Origin of the sequence: Streptomyces sp. NPDC001890 (assembly GCF_042891445.1) — a bacterium.
GTDB lineage: Bacteria > Actinomycetota > Actinomycetes > Streptomycetales > Streptomycetaceae > Streptomyces.
On sequence record NZ_JBIATE010000002.1, the window covers coordinates 561,608 to 577,500 of the forward strand.

17 protein-coding genes are annotated in these 15,893 nt (G+C 69.3%); 9 read left to right on the forward strand and 8 right to left on the reverse strand.

Annotated features, from left to right (window positions below):
* The first annotated feature begins 49 nt into the window (after positions 1-49).
* Positions 50-1,039, forward strand: coding sequence for a LuxR C-terminal-related transcriptional regulator (locus tag ACFYY1_RS08705; RefSeq protein ID WP_388583461.1), 990 nt, complete (start codon positions 50-52; stop codon positions 1,037-1,039).
* Positions 1,040-1,087: 48 nt separating this feature from the next.
* On the opposite strand, the gene ACFYY1_RS08710 is transcribed toward ACFYY1_RS08705, so the two are convergent.
* Positions 1,088-2,755: a fumarate hydratase gene (locus tag ACFYY1_RS08710; RefSeq protein WP_388582629.1), complete on the reverse strand. Its 1,668-nt coding sequence runs from the start codon at positions 2,753-2,755 to the stop codon at positions 1,088-1,090.
* A gap of 203 nt (positions 2,756-2,958) precedes the next feature.
* Between ACFYY1_RS08710 and ACFYY1_RS08715 the strand changes: the two genes are divergently transcribed.
* Positions 2,959-3,621 (forward strand): DUF1707 domain-containing protein, encoded by a 663-nt coding sequence (locus ACFYY1_RS08715; protein WP_388582632.1) that lies wholly within the window; start codon positions 2,959-2,961, stop codon positions 3,619-3,621.
* 186 nt (positions 3,622-3,807) lie between these two features.
* Positions 3,808-4,191, forward strand: coding sequence for a WhiB family transcriptional regulator (locus ACFYY1_RS08720; RefSeq protein ID WP_388582635.1), 384 nt, complete (start codon positions 3,808-3,810; stop codon positions 4,189-4,191).
* Between the two features lie 282 nt (positions 4,192-4,473).
* Here the strand turns inward: ACFYY1_RS08720 and glpX are convergent, their stop codons facing one another.
* Positions 4,474-5,505, reverse strand: coding sequence for a class II fructose-bisphosphatase (gene glpX, locus ACFYY1_RS08725; protein ID WP_124716631.1), 1,032 nt, complete (start codon positions 5,503-5,505; stop codon positions 4,474-4,476).
* Positions 5,506-5,646: 141 nt separating this feature from the next.
* Between glpX and ACFYY1_RS08730 the strand changes: the two genes are divergently transcribed.
* On the forward strand, positions 5,647-6,165 hold the full coding sequence (locus ACFYY1_RS08730) for a DUF4245 domain-containing protein (protein WP_388582638.1): 519 nt from the start codon (positions 5,647-5,649) through the stop codon (positions 6,163-6,165).
* Positions 6,166-6,305: 140 nt separating this feature from the next.
* On the opposite strand, the gene ACFYY1_RS08735 is transcribed toward ACFYY1_RS08730, so the two are convergent.
* From ACFYY1_RS08735 to ACFYY1_RS08750, 4 genes are all read right to left on the reverse strand, one after another.
* On the reverse strand, positions 6,306-6,896 hold the full coding sequence (locus ACFYY1_RS08735; RefSeq protein WP_388582641.1) for a malonic semialdehyde reductase: 591 nt from the start codon (positions 6,894-6,896) through the stop codon (positions 6,306-6,308).
* Between the two features lie 184 nt (positions 6,897-7,080).
* Positions 7,081-7,347 carry an exodeoxyribonuclease VII small subunit gene (locus ACFYY1_RS08740; RefSeq protein ID WP_388582644.1) on the reverse strand — a complete coding sequence of 89 codons (267 nt, stop codon included), beginning with the start codon at positions 7,345-7,347 and terminating at the stop codon, positions 7,081-7,083.
* Positions 7,348-7,486: 139 nt separating this feature from the next.
* Positions 7,487-8,698, reverse strand: a complete 1,212-nt coding sequence (gene xseA, locus ACFYY1_RS08745) for an exodeoxyribonuclease VII large subunit (RefSeq protein ID WP_388582647.1) — start codon at positions 8,696-8,698, stop codon at positions 7,487-7,489.
* Positions 8,699-8,898: 200 nt separating this feature from the next.
* Positions 8,899-10,290: an APC family permease gene (locus ACFYY1_RS08750; protein WP_388582650.1), complete on the reverse strand. Its 1,392-nt coding sequence runs from the start codon at positions 10,288-10,290 to the stop codon at positions 8,899-8,901.
* 138 nt (positions 10,291-10,428) lie between these two features.
* Here ACFYY1_RS08750 and ACFYY1_RS08755 point away from each other — a divergent pair, with 138 nt between their 5' ends.
* Both ACFYY1_RS08755 and ppgK read left to right on the forward strand, forming a co-directional pair.
* Positions 10,429-11,418 carry a 4-hydroxy-3-methylbut-2-enyl diphosphate reductase gene (locus ACFYY1_RS08755; RefSeq protein WP_388582653.1) on the forward strand — a complete coding sequence of 330 codons (990 nt, stop codon included), beginning with the start codon at positions 10,429-10,431 and terminating at the stop codon, positions 11,416-11,418.
* Positions 11,419-11,498: 80 nt separating this feature from the next.
* Positions 11,499-12,236 (forward strand): polyphosphate--glucose phosphotransferase, encoded by a 738-nt coding sequence (ppgK, locus tag ACFYY1_RS08760; RefSeq protein ID WP_388582656.1) that lies wholly within the window; start codon positions 11,499-11,501, stop codon positions 12,234-12,236.
* A gap of 30 nt (positions 12,237-12,266) precedes the next feature.
* Here ppgK and ACFYY1_RS08765 read toward each other — a convergent pair whose 3' ends face one another.
* Positions 12,267-12,866 (reverse strand): DUF6542 domain-containing protein, encoded by a 600-nt coding sequence (locus tag ACFYY1_RS08765; RefSeq protein WP_388582659.1) that lies wholly within the window; start codon positions 12,864-12,866, stop codon positions 12,267-12,269.
* 218 nt (positions 12,867-13,084) lie between these two features.
* On the opposite strand from ACFYY1_RS08765, the gene ychF reads away from it, so the two are divergent.
* From ychF to ACFYY1_RS08780, 3 genes are all read left to right on the forward strand, one after another.
* A complete protein-coding gene (gene ychF / locus ACFYY1_RS08770; protein ID WP_189542725.1) occupies positions 13,085-14,173 on the forward strand; it encodes a redox-regulated ATPase YchF in 1,089 nt (362 codons plus the stop codon).
* 194 nt (positions 14,174-14,367) lie between these two features.
* A complete protein-coding gene (locus ACFYY1_RS08775; protein ID WP_388582661.1) occupies positions 14,368-14,652 on the forward strand; it encodes a type II toxin-antitoxin system Phd/YefM family antitoxin in 285 nt (94 codons plus the stop codon).
* Positions 14,649-14,903, forward strand: coding sequence for a Txe/YoeB family addiction module toxin (locus tag ACFYY1_RS08780; protein ID WP_388582663.1), 255 nt, complete (start codon positions 14,649-14,651; stop codon positions 14,901-14,903). The genes ACFYY1_RS08775 and ACFYY1_RS08780 overlap by 4 nt, the downstream gene beginning before the upstream one ends.
* A 630-nt stretch (positions 14,904-15,533) precedes the next feature.
* Here ACFYY1_RS08780 and ACFYY1_RS08785 read toward each other — a convergent pair.
* A complete protein-coding gene (locus ACFYY1_RS08785; protein WP_388582665.1) occupies positions 15,534-15,842 on the reverse strand; it encodes a type II toxin-antitoxin system RelE/ParE family toxin in 309 nt (102 codons plus the stop codon).
* Between the last annotated feature and the right edge of the window lie 51 nt (positions 15,843-15,893).

A 15,893-nucleotide genomic window follows, 5' to 3' on the forward strand; every position in this document is an offset into this window, starting at 1 on the left:
TCGCGTTCAGCCCTGGGCGCGCGATTGCATGAATGTAATCTGCATGCTTGTGAAGGACGAGCATTCCGGCCCACGGGCGTGTGATTGCCGCGAATCGTCGCCGGACCGTGTCTGCGACCCGGCCCTCGCGGCCTATCGGCGAGCGCTCACGGACGGAAGCCTTCCGGCGGGCGACGTGCCCGGCTGCCTGAGCGCCCTGCGTCTGATGGTGGTGGACCGCCACGCACCGGGACGGCTCGTCCCCGTACCGCCCGAGACCGCCTCGTTCGACGTGCTCGGCCCCATCGAGGCGGCGATCGCCCGGCAGCGGCGCACCCTGCGTTCGACCCGCGCCGCCCTGACCGTGTTCGAGGGCCTGTACGCCGAAGCGCACCGGCTCGAACCGTCCGCGCTCACCCGGCTCTCCGGCGAGGCCGTCATCGGCAAGGCGCTCGAAGCGGGCGTCGCGGGCTGCCGCGAGGAGGTCCGCACCGCCCACCCGGGCGGCGGCCGCCCCGTGCACGTGCTGGAGGAGTCGCTGCCCAGGGACATCCGTAATCTGCGCCGCGGCATCCGGCAGCGGACCATCTACCAGCACACCGTCCGCTCGGACCGTACGACGCTCGCCTACATCGAGCGGGTGACGACCGAGGGTGCCGAGGTCAGAACGCTCGCCGAGGTCGCCGACCGGATCATCGTCTTCGACCGGAACCTCGCGTTCATCCCGTTCTCCGACGAACCGCACAGCGCCCTGCGCATCCAGCACCCGTCCCTGGTCCGTTTCCTGGCCCGGCACTTCGACGAGGCCTGGGCCCGTTCGGTCCCGGTCCGCCCCGAACGGGTGCCGCTGCGTACCCCCGTCGTCACCTCCGACCTGCAACGGACCATCCTGCAGGCGGTCGTGGGCGGCGAGACGGACGAGTCGATCGCCCGCCGGCTCGGCATGAGCCGCCGCAGCGTCGCGGAGCACGTGCGGAGGGTCTCCGAGCAACTGGGCAGCAACAGCCGGGCCCAACTCGGCTATCTGGTCGCCACATCGGGCCTGCTGGAGGAGGCGTGAGCACGGCCTCGCGGAGCGCTCCGCGAGGCCGTGCTCCGTACCGTCGGATCAGGCGAGACCCGGGCCCCGCACCGGAATGCTGGTGAACGTCGGCGCCGGGGCGGGCTCGGTGAAGAAGTCGTTGCCCTTGTCGTCGACGACGATGAACGCGGGGAAGTCCTCGACCTCGATCCGCCAGACCGCTTCCATGCCGAGCTCCTCGTACTCGACGACCTCGACCTTCTTGATGCAGTCCTGCGCGAGGCGGGCCGCCGGGCCGCCGATCGAGCCGAGGTAGAAACCGCCATGCGCGTCGCACGCGTCGGTGACCTGCTTGGACCGGTTGCCCTTGGCGAGCATCACCTTCGAGCCGCCCGCCGCCTGGAACTGCGCGACGTAGCTGTCCATGCGGCCGGCCGTCGTCGGGCCGAAGGAGCCGGAGGCGTACCCCTCGGGCGTCTTCGCCGGACCCGCGTAGTAGACCGGGTGGTCCTTCAGGTACTGCGGCATCTCCTCGCCCGCGTCCAGCCGCTCCTTGATCTTGGCGTGCGCGATGTCGCGGGCCACGACCAGCGGGCCGGTCAGCGAGAGCCGGGTCTTGACCGGGTACTTGGTCAGCTCGGCGAGGACGTCGTCCATCGGGCGGTTGAGGTCGATCTTCACGACGTCACCCGCCTCGTCGAGGTGCTCGTCGGTGGTGTCCGGCAGGAAGCGGGCCGGGTCCTTCTCCAGCTGCTCCAGGAAGACACCCTCGGCGGTGATCTTCGCGGTGGCCTGGCGGTCCGCCGAGCAGGACACGGCGATCGCCACGGGCAGCGAGGCGCCGTGCCGGGGAAGGCGCACGACACGCACGTCGTGGCAGAAGTACTTGCCGCCGAACTGGGCGCCGATGCCGATCTTCTGCGTCAGCTCGAAGACCTTCTCCTCCAGCTCCTTGTCCCGGAAGCCGTGGCCGGTGGGGGAGCCCTCGGCGGGCAGCTCGTCCAGGTAGTGCGCGGAGGCGTACTTCGCGGTCTTGAGCGCGAACTCGGCCGACGTACCGCCGACGACGATCGCCAGGTGGTACGGCGGGCAGGCGGCCGTGCCCAGCGAACGGATCTTCTCCTCCAGGAACTTCATCATGGAGGTCTCGTTCAGCACCGCCTTCGTCTCCTGGAAGAGGAACGACTTGTTGGCCGAGCCGCCGCCCTTCGCCATGAAGAGGAACTTGTACGCGCCGCCGTCGGTGGCGTACAGCTCGATCTGGGCGGGGAGGTTCGAGCCGGTGTTCTTCTCCTCCCACATGGTGAGCGGAGCCATCTGCGAATAGCGCAGGTTGAGCTTGGTGTACGCGTCGAAGATGCCGTGCGACAGCGCCTCCTCGTCACCGCCCTCGGTGAGGACGTTCTGCCCGCGCTTGCCCATGACGATCGCGGTGCCGGTGTCCTGGCACATCGGCAGCACGCCGGCCGCCGCGATGTTCGCGTTCTTCAGCAGGTCGAGCGCGACGAACTTGTCGTTGGACGACGCCTCGGGGTCGTCCACGATCCGCCGCAGCTGCGCCAGGTGGGCGGGGCGCAGATAGTGCGAGATGTCGTGCATGGCCTCGGCGGCCAGGGTGCGCAGCGCCTCCGGCGCGACCTTGAGGAACGTACGACCGTCGGCCTCGAAGGTGGAGACACCCTCGGAGGTCACCAGACGGTACGGCGTGGTGTCCTCTCCCAGAGGGAGCAGATCGGAGTACGCAAACTCTGGCATTACGGCCATTCCTCACTCGGCAGACGGCGGCTGACCTCCCTTGGGCAGCGCACCCACCAGGGTAGAACGCCACAGGAGTGCCGAAGCTGTGAGGTAAGGCTCAGTTCGGCCGCTCCCGGGCGGCCGTTCGTGGGCGGGGCGCGACACCGCGGGGGCGGGACGGGGGCTAGTCGCGATCTATCGCGTTTGGGTACGCTGGGCCGGTGGACCTCGAAAAGCAGCCCCAGCAGCCAGTGGCCCCGGTGGAGCCGGCCGGCATCCGCGCCTCCGACGCGGACCGGGACCGGATCGCGGACATCCTGCGGGAAGCCATGGCCGAGGGCCGGCTCACCGCCGACGAGCACGCCGAGCGGGTCGACGCGGTCTATCGCGCCAAGACCGTCGGCGAGCTGGAACCACTGGTACGGGACCTGCCCGCCCCGGCGGGCGCCGCCCGTACGGCCGCCGCTCCCGGCTTCCACGGTCACGAGGGCCCCACGGGTCCCGCCGACAACCTGGTGGCGATCTTCAGCAGTTCGACCCGCAAGGGCCGCTGGCGGGTCGGCAGTCGTACGAACGCCTTCGCGCTCTTCGGTAGCGTGGAGGTCGATCTGACCGAGGCGCTTTTCGGTCAGAGACTCACGGTCATCAACGCGACTTCCATCTTCGGGAGTGTGGACGTCAAGGTCCCCGAGAACATCTCGCTGCGCGGCAGCGGCACGGGCGTCTTCGGAAATTTCGAAGTCGCCACCCTGGAATCCGCGGACCCCGAAGCGCCGGTGGTCGTCGTGAACGGCTATTCCGTGTTCGGCAGCGTGGAGGCGAAGCCCAAGCGGGGGAAGTTCATCGCGGATCTCCAGGACCGGCTGCGCAAATACCTCGGATAGTCACTGCCCGAACTCATCGGGAACTCCCTCGGACTCCCTCGATTCGCCTTCGAGAACAAGCCAATTTCCTGGCCGGCCGCTATTTCGCAGCCCGGACCGAGTGCCACTCAGTGCATAGGCGTGCGCACAGCGGGTAGGGAATGCTGCATCGTCTCTCGCTCGCGAAGCCGTCGTCAGGAGTAGACCGTGCTGCAACTGCCGCATCAGCCCCTGCAGGTCGCCGCCGTCCCTCCCCAGCGCACCCCCGCGCGGGAGGACCAGGCCGGCCCCTGGCATTCGGAGGCGGTGTGCCGCCGGGACGAAGCCGGGCTGTTCTTCGCCCCGTCGAAGGAGCCGACTGCTGCCAGACTCGCGCGCGAGGAGTCCGCGAAGCGGGTCTGCGCGCGCTGCCCGGTGATGATCGAATGCCAGGAACACGCGCTCATACAGCCGGAGCCGTACGGGGTGTGGGGCGGCCTCACCGCCGCCGAGCGCCGTGTGGTGCTCGCCCGTCGCAGACGCCGCGAGATGGAGCGCAAGGCCGCCGCCGTTTCCTCCGGGGCGACGGGCCGGATCGCGGCGGCTGGCTGACCGGCCGGGACTCGGACCCGGACTGGACTGGACTGGACTGGACCGGACCCGGACTGGACCGGACCGGACCCGGCCGATTCGGCCCGTACGGTTCCGTGTCCGTATGGCCCCGTGTCCGTACGGTCTCGTGTCCGCGAGCCTGCGCCCGTACGGTCCCGTGTCCGCGAGCCTGCGTCCGCATGGTCCCGTGTCCGCGCGCACCACGCGAAGAGGCGCCCCCACCGCACATGGGGGGCGCCTCTTCGCGTGGTGCTTCCGGAGACCTCCGGGACGGGACCGGGTCTACTTCGCGCGGTCGAAGTCGATCGCGCTGTAGGCGCGCAGCTTCGAGAGCCGGTGCGTGGAGTCGATCTTCCGGATGGTGCCGGACTTGGACCGCATGACGATCGACTCGGTGGTCGCCGTCTCCGCGCGGTACCGCACGCCGCGCATCAGCTCGCCGTCCGTGATGCCGGTCGCGACGAAGAACACGTTGTCGCCGCTGACCAGGTCGTCGGTGGACAGCACCCGGTCCAGGTCGTGCCCGGCGTCCAGCGCGCGCTGGCGCTCGGCCTCGTCCTTGGGCCAGAGCTTGCCCTGGATGACACCGCCGAGGCACTTTATGGCGCAGGCCGAGATGATGCCCTCGGGGGTGCCGCCGATGCCCATCAGCAGGTCGACGCCGGTCCCCTCGCGGGCGGCCATGATCGAGCCGGCGACATCGCCGTCGGAGATGAACTTGATCCGGGCGCCGGTCTCGCGGATCTCCTTCACGATGCCCTCGTGACGCGGGCGGTCGAGCACGACGACGGTGACGTCCTCGGGGGCGGAGTTCTTCGCCTTCGCGACCCGGCGGATGTTCACCGAGACGGGGGCGTTGATGTCGACGAAGTCGGCGGCCTCCGGGCCGGTGACCAGCTTGTCCATGTAGAAGACGGCCGACGGGTCGAACATGGCGCCGCGGTCCGCGGCTGCCAGGACGGCGATCGCGTTCGGCATGCCCTTGGCGTTCAGGGTCGTGCCGTCGATCGGGTCCACGGCGATGTCGACCTCGGGGCCGGTGCCGTCGCCGACGCGTTCGCCGTTGAACAGCATGGGGGCCTCGTCCTTCTCCCCCTCGCCGATGACGACGACGCCGTTCATCGAGACGGTGGAGACGAGGGTCCGCATGGCCTTCACGGCGGCGCCGTCGGCGCCGATCTTGTCGCCGCGGCCCACCCAGCGCCCCGCCGCCATGGCGGCGGCCTCGGTGACCCGGACCAGCTCCAGGGCGAGGTTGCGGTCGGGGGCCTCGGGGGAGACCTCTAGCTGGGACGGCAGATGATGCTCGGACATCGGAGCGCACCTTTCTGTACGGCGACGACCGGAAGAGGGTGCTGCGACTCTATCGTCAGGTCGACAAAATGAGCAGACCGGGTCACTTATGAGCAGCTGCCCCCGGGTCGGGCCCGTCGGGGCTAATGCGACCATGGACCCGTGGCTAGCAAGCGAGGCAAGCAGACGGTGCGGGACATGTTCCTGTCGATGGCGGTCGTCTCCGCCGCGGCAGGGGTTGTTTACATCTTCGTTCCGCACGACGAGAACGCCAACCCGGTCGAGGCGGTCGACTACCGGGTGGAGCTCCTGACGGCCCGCCGCGCGGCGCCGTACCCCGTGGCCGCCCCGGACGGGCTGACCGAGAAGTGGAAGCCGACCTCGGTCAGCTACGACCGCAAGGCGGGCAACAGCTGGCACCTGGGCTTCCTCGACCCGGAGGGCAAGTACGTCGCGGTGGAGCAGTCCACGTCCCCGGCGAAGAAGTACGTCACCGAGGTCAGCCAGGACGCCAGGAACACCGGGCGTACGCAGCAGGTCGCGGGCGAGACCTGGCAGCACTGGAAGGGCTCGAAGTACGACGCCCTGGTGCGCCACGACAAGGGTTCGACCACCGTGGTGACGGGTTCCGCCTCGTCGGAGCGGCTGGCGGAGATGGCCGCCGCGCTCAAGACGTCCTGACACCGTCGCGCGTAGACGTCCTGACACCGTCGCGCGTAAGCGTGCGGCGTACGGAAGAAGGCCCTGGAGCACTCGGTGCTCCAGGGCCTTCTTCCGTACGGCTGTGACGCCGCGGTGACGGTCCGGCCGGGCGGTCCGGCTCAGACGGTCTTGATGACCTCGTCGTAGGCGAGACGCGGCAGACGCGGGAACCAGGCGTCCTCGCCCGGCTTGCCGATGTTGACGACCATCAGCACGCTGTGGTCGCCGTCCAGGAACTCCTTCTCGATGCCCGCGGCGTCGTAGCCGGTCATCGGGCCGGCGGCCAGGCCGGCGGCGCGGACGCCGATGATGAAGTACGCGGCCTGCAGCGCGCCGTTCAGCGCGGCGGCCGACTCGCGGACCGGGCGCTCGGAGAAGAACGCGTCCTTGGCCTGCGGGAAGTGCGGCAGCAGGGCGGGGAGCTCCTCGTGGAACTCGTTGTCGGTGGCCAGGATCGCGACCAGCGGGGCGGTCGAGGTCTTCGGCTGGTTGCCCTCGGCCATGTGCTTCACGAGACGCGCGCGGGCGTCGTCGGAGCGGACCAGGACGACGCGCAGCGGCGACTGGTTGAACGCGGTCGGCCCGTACTTGACCAGGTCGTAGATCGCCTGGACCTGCTCGTCGGTCACCGGCTCGTCGGTGAAGGTGTTGGCGGTGCGGGCCTCACGGAAGAGGAGATCCTGGGCGGCGGCGTCAAGGGCGAGGGACATCGTGCGTATTGCCTTCCGGACGTTCAGATGGGTCGACTGACCGGGACCACGTTAGCCCGAAAGTAGGTTAACTTTCAACTAAAACTGGGCGAGGTGATCCGTTCCACAGCGCTCCACCGGTTCCACGAGCAGCCTCGGCCGGCCACAGCGCCCCCGCCCGGCCCGGCGGCAGCCCTGGGATGCCTCAGCCGTTGTCGGCCGTTGCCGTGCCGCCGTTCTCCCGGGCGTCGGCAGGCCCCGCAAGGGCCGCGTCCAGCCGGGCGCGTGCGCCTTCCAGCCAGTGCCGGCACACCTTCGCGAGCTCCTCGCCCCGCTCCCAGAGCGCGAGGGACTCCTCCAGCGTCGTACCGCCGGCCTCCAGGCGGCGCACCACCTCGATCAGCTCGTCACGGGCCTGCTCGTAGCCGAGCGTGCCCGTGGCACCCGCCGCCGTAGTCGCGTCGTCCGTCATGCGCCCCACCCTACGTTCCGGCCCACCAGGGGCCCGTGACCTCGTACGTCCGTGATTTCGACCCGGTCCATGATTTCGACCCGGTCCGGGACCCCGACCCGGTCCACCACCTCGACCGCGTCCGTCATCTCGACCCCGTTCACTCGCTCACCCGCACCGCGAACTCGCCCCCGGAAACCCGCGCCCGGAGCACCTCGCCCGGCGCGCCCGCGTCCGCCGGATCCCGTACGACGTGGCCGTCGGCCCGCTGCAGCACCGCGTAACCGCGCTCCAGCGTCGCCGCGGGCGACAGCGCGACGACCCGCGCCCGGGTGTGGGCGAGCTCCGAGTCCGCCCGGTCCAGCAGATGGCCCAGCACCCGCCGGCTCCGCCCGACCAGCGCGTCGATCTCCGCCGCGCGCTCGTCCACCATCCGCTGGGGGCGCTCCATCGACGGCCGGCCCAGGGCGTGCGCCAGCCCGCGCTCCTCCCGGTCCAGCAGCCCCCGTACCGTCCGCAGCGCACGGTCACGCAGCTGCCGTACGCGGTCCAGCTCCTCGCCCACGTCCGGCACGATCTTCTTCGCCGCGTCGGTCGGCGTGGAGGCGCGCAGGTCCGCGACCAGGTCGAGCAGCGGCGAGTCCGGCTCATGACCGATCGCCGACACCACCGGCGTACGGCACGCGGCCACCGTCCGGATCAGCTGCTCGTCCGAGAACGGCAGCAGGTCCTCCACGCTGCCGCCGCCCCGCGCCACGACGATCACGTCGACCTCCGGCAGGTCGTCCAGCTCCTTCACCGCCTGGACCACCTGATTCACCGCGTGCACACCCTGCACCGCCGCGTTGCGCACCTCGAAGCGGACCGCGGGCCACCGCCGCCGGGCGTTCTCCAGCACATCGCGCTCGGCCGCCGACGCCCGTCCGCAGACCAGGCCGATCAGCTGCGGCAGGAACGGCAGCGGCTTCTTCCGGTCGAGTGCGAAGAGCCCCTCCGAGGCCAGCGACTTCTTCAGCTGCTCCAGCCGGACCAACAGCTCACCGATGCCGACCGGCCGTATCTCCGTGGCCCGCAGGGACAGCTGGCCGCGCGGCGCGTACCACTCCGGCTTGGCCAGGACGACGACCCGCGCCCCCTCCGTCACCACATCAGCGATCCGGTCGAAGACCTGCCGGAAGCACGTCACGCTCACCGAGATGTCCTGCGACGGGTCGCGCAGCGTCAGGAACACCACCCCGGCGCCCGGCCGCCGGGACAGCTGCGTGATCTGTCCCTCGACCCAGACCGCCCCGAGCCGGTCGATCCAGCCGCCGATGAGCCGCGACACATCACCTACGGGCAGCGGAGCTTCCGCGGACGTCTGGAGAGCCATGCGAGCGAGCGTAACCGCCCCCACCGACAATCGGGCGCGCACGACAGGACCACGGAGTCCCGGGGGTGTCAGGACCACCGGGTCCCGGGGAGTGCCAGGACCACCGGGGCCCAGGGAGCGTCAGGAACGCCAGATCCCAGGAACGCCGGGTTCCGGGGAGCGTCAGGACCCCGGGTCCCAGGAACACCCGGTGCACCTCGTCACCCCGCCGCCCCGGGCCCTACGCCGCGCCCCCACTGCAAGGCCAGCACCACCAGCCCCACCGCGAACCAGCACACCCCCACCACCTGAGCGCTCGGGGTCGCCTCCACGATCACCACGACCAGCACCCCCGCGCCCACCACCGGCACCAGCACATGCCGCCACCAGCTCGGCGGCCCCGCCATCCGGCGCACGGCGAACCAGCCGACCACCGACGCGTGCAGCAGCACGAAGGCCGTCAGCGCACCGATGTCGACGACCGACACCAGATGGTCCAGCCCGTCGGCGCGCCGGGCCGCCCACACCGCGGCGATCAGCGTCACCGTCGCGGCCAGCAGGATCGCGGCCCGCGGCACCCCGGACCCCGGGTCGACCTTGGCGAGCACCGAGGGCAGCCGACGCTCCCTGGCCATCGCGAAGAGCAGCCGTCCCGCGGCCGCCTGCCCGGCCAGGGCCGCGAACGCCGCACCGATCGCCTTGCTGACGGCCACCAGATCGTGCAGCCAGCCGCCGACCGCCGCGTCCACCGTGTCGTAGAAGGCCGACCCCTGCGCGGCCGGATCGGCGGCCAGCTCCGCCGACGTCATCGGTTCGAGCAGCGCCGCCAGATACGCCTGCGCCACGAACAGCACACCCGCCAGCACCAGACAGAACAGCAGCGCCCGCGCCACCTTCGCCGAGCCCCCGGTCACCTCCTCCGCGAACGTGGCGATCGCGTCGAAGCCCAGATACGACAGCACCGCCACCGACACCGCCCCCAGCACCGCCGGGGCGGAGAAGCCCGAATCACCGGTGAGCGGAGTCAGCCAGCCCCGCTGCGCCCCGTCCCGTACGAGCACCACCACCGCCGACACCAGGAACACCAGCAGCACCACGATCTCCATCGCCAGCACCGCGAAGCCGACCCGGGCGGCGGCCCGCACACCCCAGAGGTTGAGCAGGGTGGTGACGACGACGGCGAGCGCCGTCCACACCCACCGCGACACCGACGGCACCAGCGCGTTCAGCGCGATCCCGGAGAAGAGATAGGCGACCGCCGGGATCAGCAGGTAGTCGAGCATCGCCATCCACCCGGCGATGAACCCGGGCCCTTCCCCGAGCCCCTTGCGCGCGTACGCGAAGACCGAACCCGCCAGCGGGGCGACCCGCACCATCTGGGCGTAACTGAACGCCGTCAACGCCATCACCACCGTCGCCGCGACGTAGACCAGCGCCACGGCACCGTCGGACTTCGCGTCCAGCGTGCCGAACACCCCGACGGGAGCCATCGGCGCGATGAACAGGAGCCCGTAGACCACCAGATCCCGGAACCCGAGCGTCCGCCGCAGCCTCCCGCTCTCCTGATGCGCCCCCGCCACCCCAGTAGTCCCGCCGCTGCCGGTGTCCGGCATGAGCCCTCCCAGAGTCACGTACGGTTTCAGCCCCGTCGGTCCTGCCAGTCCTGCCAGTCCTGCCGGCCCCGTCGGTCCTGCCGGTTCCGCCAGTCTCGCCACCGGGCTGATCTTCCGCGCGTTCGACTCGGCCTTACGATGGGTCGCATGACTGCTACGACACCTCGCCGCGTCCTGCTCGCCGCTCCCCGTGGCTACTGCGCGGGGGTGGACCGTGCCGTGATCGCCGTGGAGAAGGCCCTGGAGCAATACGGCTCCCCGGTGTACGTGCGCCACGAGATCGTTCACAACAAGTACGTCGTACAGACCCTGGAGAAGAAGGGCGCGATCTTCGTCGAGGAGACGGCGGAGGTCCCCGAGGGCTCGATCGTGATGTTCTCCGCGCACGGCGTCGCCCCGACCGTGCACGAGGAGGCGGCCGAGCGGAAGCTCGCCACGATCGACGCGACCTGCCCCCTGGTCACCAAGGTCCATAAGGAAGCCGTCCGCTTCGCACAGGACGACTTCGACATCCTCCTGATCGGCCATGAGGGCCACGAGGAGGTCATCGGCACCTCCGGCGAGGCCCCCGACCACATCACGCTGGTCGACGGCCCCGAGGACGTCGCGGGTGTCGAGGTGCGCGACCCCTCGAAGGTCGTCTGGCTCTCCCAGACCACGCTCTCCGTCGACGAGACGATGGAGACGGTCGGTGCGCTCAAGGAGAAGTTCCCGCTCCTGATCTCGCCGCCCAGCGACGACATCTGCTACGCCACGCAGAACCGGCAGATCGCGGTGAAGCAGATGGGCGCGGACGCCGACCTCGTGATCGTCGTCGGCTCGAAGAACTCCTCCAACTCGGTCCGCCTGGTCGAGGTCGCCCTCGGCGCCGGTGCGAACGACGCCCACCTGGTCGACTTCGCCGAGGAGATCGACGAGGCCTGGCTGGACGGAGTCTCCACGGTCGGCGTCACCTCCGGTGCGTCGGTCCCCGAGGTGCTGGTCGACGGAGTCCTGGCCTGGCTGTCCGAGCGCGGTTTCGAGGACGTGGAGATCGTGAAGGCGGCCGAGGAGTCCATCACCTTCTCGCTGCCCAAGGAACTCCGCCGCGACCTGCGCGCCGAGGCCGCCGCACTCTCGGAGAAGTGACACCCGGAGAAGTGACACCCGGCGCACGCTGTCCGGCTTTCGGGAAGTGAGCCGGGCAGCCTGCCCGTACCGTGGACTGCATGCAGATCTTCGGCGTGGACATCGGCGGATCCGGGATCAAGGGCGCTCCCGTGGACCTGGACCGCGGAGACCTGGCGCAGGAGCGCCACAAAGTGCTGACACCGCACCCGGCCACGCCCAAGGACGTGGTCGAGTGCGTGGCCGAGGTCGTCGGCCATTTCGAGTGGTCGGGCCCGGTGGGCGTCACCTTCCCGGGCGTGGTCACCGGCGGGGTCACCCGTACCGCGGCCAATGTCGACAAGGGCTGGATCGACGCGGACGCCCGCGGACTGCTCGGCGACCGGCTCGGCCTCCCCGTCACCGTGCTGAACGACGCGGACGCGGCCGGTGTCGCGGAGATGACGTTCGGCGCGGGCCGGGGCCGCAAGGGAACCGTGATCGTCCTGACGCTCGGTACGGGGATCGGCAGCGCCCTCTTCACCGACGGCCGGCTCGTGCCCAACACCGAGCTGGGCCACCTGGAGCTGAACGGCCACGACGCGGAGAAGCACGCCTCCACCAAGGCCAAGGAGGACGAGGACCTGAGCTGGCACCACTGGGCGCACCGGCTGCAGAAGTACCTGGCCCATGTGGAGATGCTGTTCTCGCCCGAGCTCTTCATCATCGGCGGCGGGGTCAGCCGCAAGGCCGACAAGTTCCTGCCCCTGATCGAGCACGTACGGGCCGAGATGGTGCCCGCGGAGCTCCAGAACAACGCCGGCATCGTCGGCGCGGCGATGGCGGCCAGGGGCAACTAGAGCTTTGCGGTGCCGCTCACCGCTCACCGCTCACCGCCGAGGGCGGCGCGGTCCCTGCGAGGAGGGCCGGGCCGTCTCCGCGGCGAGCAGCATGCGGCGCTGCCGCTGACGCATCAGCCGTACCTTCCGTACGGTCGCGATGAGCCCGGCGATGAGCGTTCCGCCGTACAGCCAGCCGGCGTGCACGGCGAGCGCGGTGACGACCGCCATGGTCTGGCCGCCGAAGCCGCCCGTGCCGCCGGCGATCGGTACGACGCCGACGGCGAACGCGATCGGCACGATGATCGGCGCGGTCACCAGGTCCGCGGGCCGCACCCACAGCGCGGTCAGCGCGCAGACCGGCAGGAACAGCACACCGAACACCACCGACGAACCGTCGAGGACCAGCAGGTCGAGACAGGCCAGTACGAACATGGTGGCAGCGGCGAAGAGCCCGGCCCCGATCCCGGTCAGCCGCAGGTTCGGCAGCCTGCGCAGCGCGAGGACGACGGGCGGCACCCGACGCGTACGGCCCTCCGGCGCGCTCACCACCCGGTAGACGGTCGCCCTCTCCTCGATGGTGCCCTGCGGGGACAGCGGGGCCTGGCGAGACTGCCTGCGCTGCGGGGGACGTGTCCTGTGCTGCTCCACCGGGACAACGTAGGTCGCCGGGCGGCAGGAATCAGGTACGGGACACGCCCTTTGCGCGACCTAGGGGATGAGTTCGATGCCACACGGCCGAACGGGAACCGGATCGGCACCCGACCGGACCCGTGGGGACCTGGTCGCCCCCGCCCGTAAACTGGAGAATCGGCCCACCCGGTCCGCGGTCCTCCTCCACCCACCTCACTCCTCAGGAAGTCGCCAACGTGTCGCTCACGATCGGAATCGTCGGCCTGCCGAATGTCGGCAAGTCGACCCTGTTCAACGCCCTGACCAAGAACGACGTGCTGGCGGCCAACTACCCGTTCGCCACGATCGAGCCGAACGTCGGCGTCGTCGGCGTCCCGGACGCCCGGCTGAACAAGCTGGCGGAGATCTTCGGCTCCCAGCGGCTGCTCCCCGCGACGGTCGACTTCGTCGACATCGCCGGCATCGTCCGCGGCGCCTCGGAGGGCGAGGGTCTGGGCAACAAGTTCCTCGCGAACATCCGCGAGTCCGACGCGATCTGCCAGGTCATCCGCGCCTTCAAGGACGAGAACGTCGTCCACGTCGACGGCAAGGTCTCGCCCAAGGACGACATCGAGACGATCAACACCGAGCTGATCCTCGCCGACCTCCAGTCCGTCGAGAAGGCCGTCCCGCGCCTCACCAAGGAGTCCCGCCTCCAGAAGGAGAAGGTCGCGGTCCTCGCCGCGGTCGAGGAGGCCCAGAAGATCCTGGAGTCGGGCCAGACCCTCTTCGCCGCCGGCATCACCGCCGGCACCGAGAAGGGCAAGCTCCTCCACGAGCTGCACCTCCTGACCACCAAGCCCTTCCTCTACGTCTTCAACGTCGACGAGGACGAGCTGGTCGACGAGGACTTCAAGAACGAACAGCGCGCCCTGGTCGCCCCCGCCGAGGCGATCTTCCTCAACGCCAAGATCGAGTCCGAGCTGATCGAGCTCGACGACGACGAGGCCCTGGAGCTCCTCCAGTCCATGGGCCAGGAAGAGCCCGGCCTGGCCACCCTCGGCCGCGTCGGCTTCGACACCCTGGGCCTCCAGACCTACCTCACGGCGGGCCCGAAGGAAGCCCGGGCCTGGACGATCAAGAAGGGCGCCACGGCCCCCGAGGCGGCCGGTGTGATCCACACCGACTTCCAGAAGGGCTTCATCAAGGCGGAGATCGTCTCCTTCGAGGACCTGGTCGAAACCGGCTCCGTCGCCGAGGCCCGCGCCAAGGGCAAGGCCCGCATGGAGGGCAAGGACTACGTGATGCAGGACGGGGACGTGGTGGAGTTCCGCTTCAACGTGTAGCGGAACTCCACCACGTCGCTGATCTGACAAACATGCAGGTCAGAAAGGGTCGGCTCCTCCGGGAGTCGGCCCTTTGTGTATTCCCGTGCTGGGATGGTGCCCAGAAGCCCAATCACCCGTCAGTAGTTTGGCCCGCCTTGAGGACATCAGGAGTGGTACGTTATTAGGTACCACTTGATGGAAGGGGTCAGGTCATGTCCATAACCGCGAGCGAAGCCCGCAAGGCTCTTTTTCCGCTGATCAAGAAGGTCAACGACGATCACGAGGCCATCGAGATCGTTTCCAAGCATGGCAATGCCGTACTCGTCTCGGCCGAGGACTATGCAGCGCTGCGCGAAGGCTCGTACCTGCTGCGCTCTCCGGCGAACGCTCGTCGCTTGCTCAAGGCGTACGAGAACGCTCTGGCCAACGTCAACGTGTCCGCGCGGGAACTGATCGCCCCCGACTCGCCGGATGCGGCACGTGAGGGCGCTACGTGAGGCTCGTCTTCGAAGATCAGGGCTGGGAGGACTACACGTCCTGGCTCAAGAACGACCGCAAGATGCTCGCTCGGATCAACAAGCTGATCGAGGACGTCAAGCGCGACCCCTTCACGGGCATTGGTAAGCCCGAGCCGCTCAAATACCACTTGCCCGGCGCCTGGTCGAGACGGATTGATGACGAGCATCGTCTCGTCTATCTGGTCACAGGCAAGGAAATTATCATCCTTGCGGCTCGTTACCACTACTGACAAAGAGCCTTGGTCCATTGGGCAGCAGGTGAGGGTGCCTCCTTGTGAGACGTGGCCCGTGCGGCGCGCGCTGACATTGGAGGCGCTGCCGGGTAGTAGTCAGGGAGCCGTGTACCTACTGGCTTGCTGTGGACGCGTTGAGCCGTTGAGTACGCTGAGAGCCCGGCGGAGAGCCCATCCGCCGAGTGTTGCCCGTCAGTCGGAACTCAACTTGGCCTCAACCTGGGCGACCAGGTCGCGACACTTCGTGGTGTTCTTGAAGAGCGGTGCGAGATAGTTGTTCGAGTAGGAGCTCTCGATGGCGGTCGCGGCCTTTTCGGTGAGGGGGGAGAGCTGCCGGGCTCCGGAGTCGAAGCCGGGGGCGATTCGCGGAGCATTGGCTCAACACCGTCAGCTCATCGCCCGTCAGACCCTCCGGTGTGCATCGCCAGAACGACGACTACTGAATCCATGTAGGGAGTGACTAGCGGGGCGTCCGAGCTGTGTGATGCTGGGGGGAGCGCCCGTGCTGGGGCTGTGCTGGGATGAGCCCCGGAAGGTCGTATGTTCGCAGGTGGGAGCTCCATCGTGGACTTTCCGCTTCAACGTCTGATTGAACGTCACTAACGGCCTGACCTGTGAGAAGACAGGTCAGGCCGTTGTGCTGCCGGCAGCAGTCCGCAGAACCTGGAGCGGCTGCGTTTCGTGGACCGTGGAACGGTGTCCGACGTGTGCGGCCCACTCCACCAGTTCCCCGTTGTGAATGGTGTAGACGACGCGATCGTCGCCGATTCGTAGGTGTCGGCGCTCAGGTTGGGATACAAGTGCGGTGGTGTCGAAGCCCAAAGCGTCGCTCTCCAGTTCTGTCAGTTCGGCCAGGATGCGAAGCGCCATATCGCGAGGGATCTTGCGAAGCTCGGCCTGGGCCTCGGGTCGGAACACTGTGCGGCAGTCACTCACTTTGCGCCGGCGTCTCCCTCGCACGTCCTCGATCGGGACGCCAGGGCTGAT

Bases quoted from the DNA above. Each gene is read 5' to 3' on its own strand.
- ACFYY1_RS08755 (WP_388582653.1), top strand. From the start codon at position 10,429: ATGGGTCGCATGACTGCTACGACACCTCGCCGCGTCCTGCTCGCCGCT.
- glpX (WP_124716631.1), bottom strand. From the start codon at position 5,505: ATGTCCGAGCATCATCTGCCGTCCCAGCTAGAGGTCTCCCCCGAGGCC.
- xseA (WP_388582647.1), bottom strand. From the start codon at position 8,698: ATGGCTCTCCAGACGTCCGCGGAAGCTCCGCTGCCCGTAGGTGATGTG.
- ACFYY1_RS08740 (WP_388582644.1), bottom strand. From the start codon at position 7,347: ATGACGGACGACGCGACTACGGCGGCGGGTGCCACGGGCACGCTCGGC.
- ppgK (WP_388582656.1), top strand. From the start codon at position 11,499: ATGCAGATCTTCGGCGTGGACATCGGCGGATCCGGGATCAAGGGCGCT.
- ACFYY1_RS08735 (WP_388582641.1), bottom strand. From the start codon at position 6,896: ATGTCCCTCGCCCTTGACGCCGCCGCCCAGGATCTCCTCTTCCGTGAG.
- ACFYY1_RS08750 (WP_388582650.1), bottom strand. From the start codon at position 10,290: ATGCCGGACACCGGCAGCGGCGGGACTACTGGGGTGGCGGGGGCGCAT.
- ACFYY1_RS08710 (WP_388582629.1), bottom strand. From the start codon at position 2,755: ATGCCAGAGTTTGCGTACTCCGATCTGCTCCCTCTGGGAGAGGACACC.
- ACFYY1_RS08775 (WP_388582661.1), top strand. From the start codon at position 14,368: ATGTCCATAACCGCGAGCGAAGCCCGCAAGGCTCTTTTTCCGCTGATC.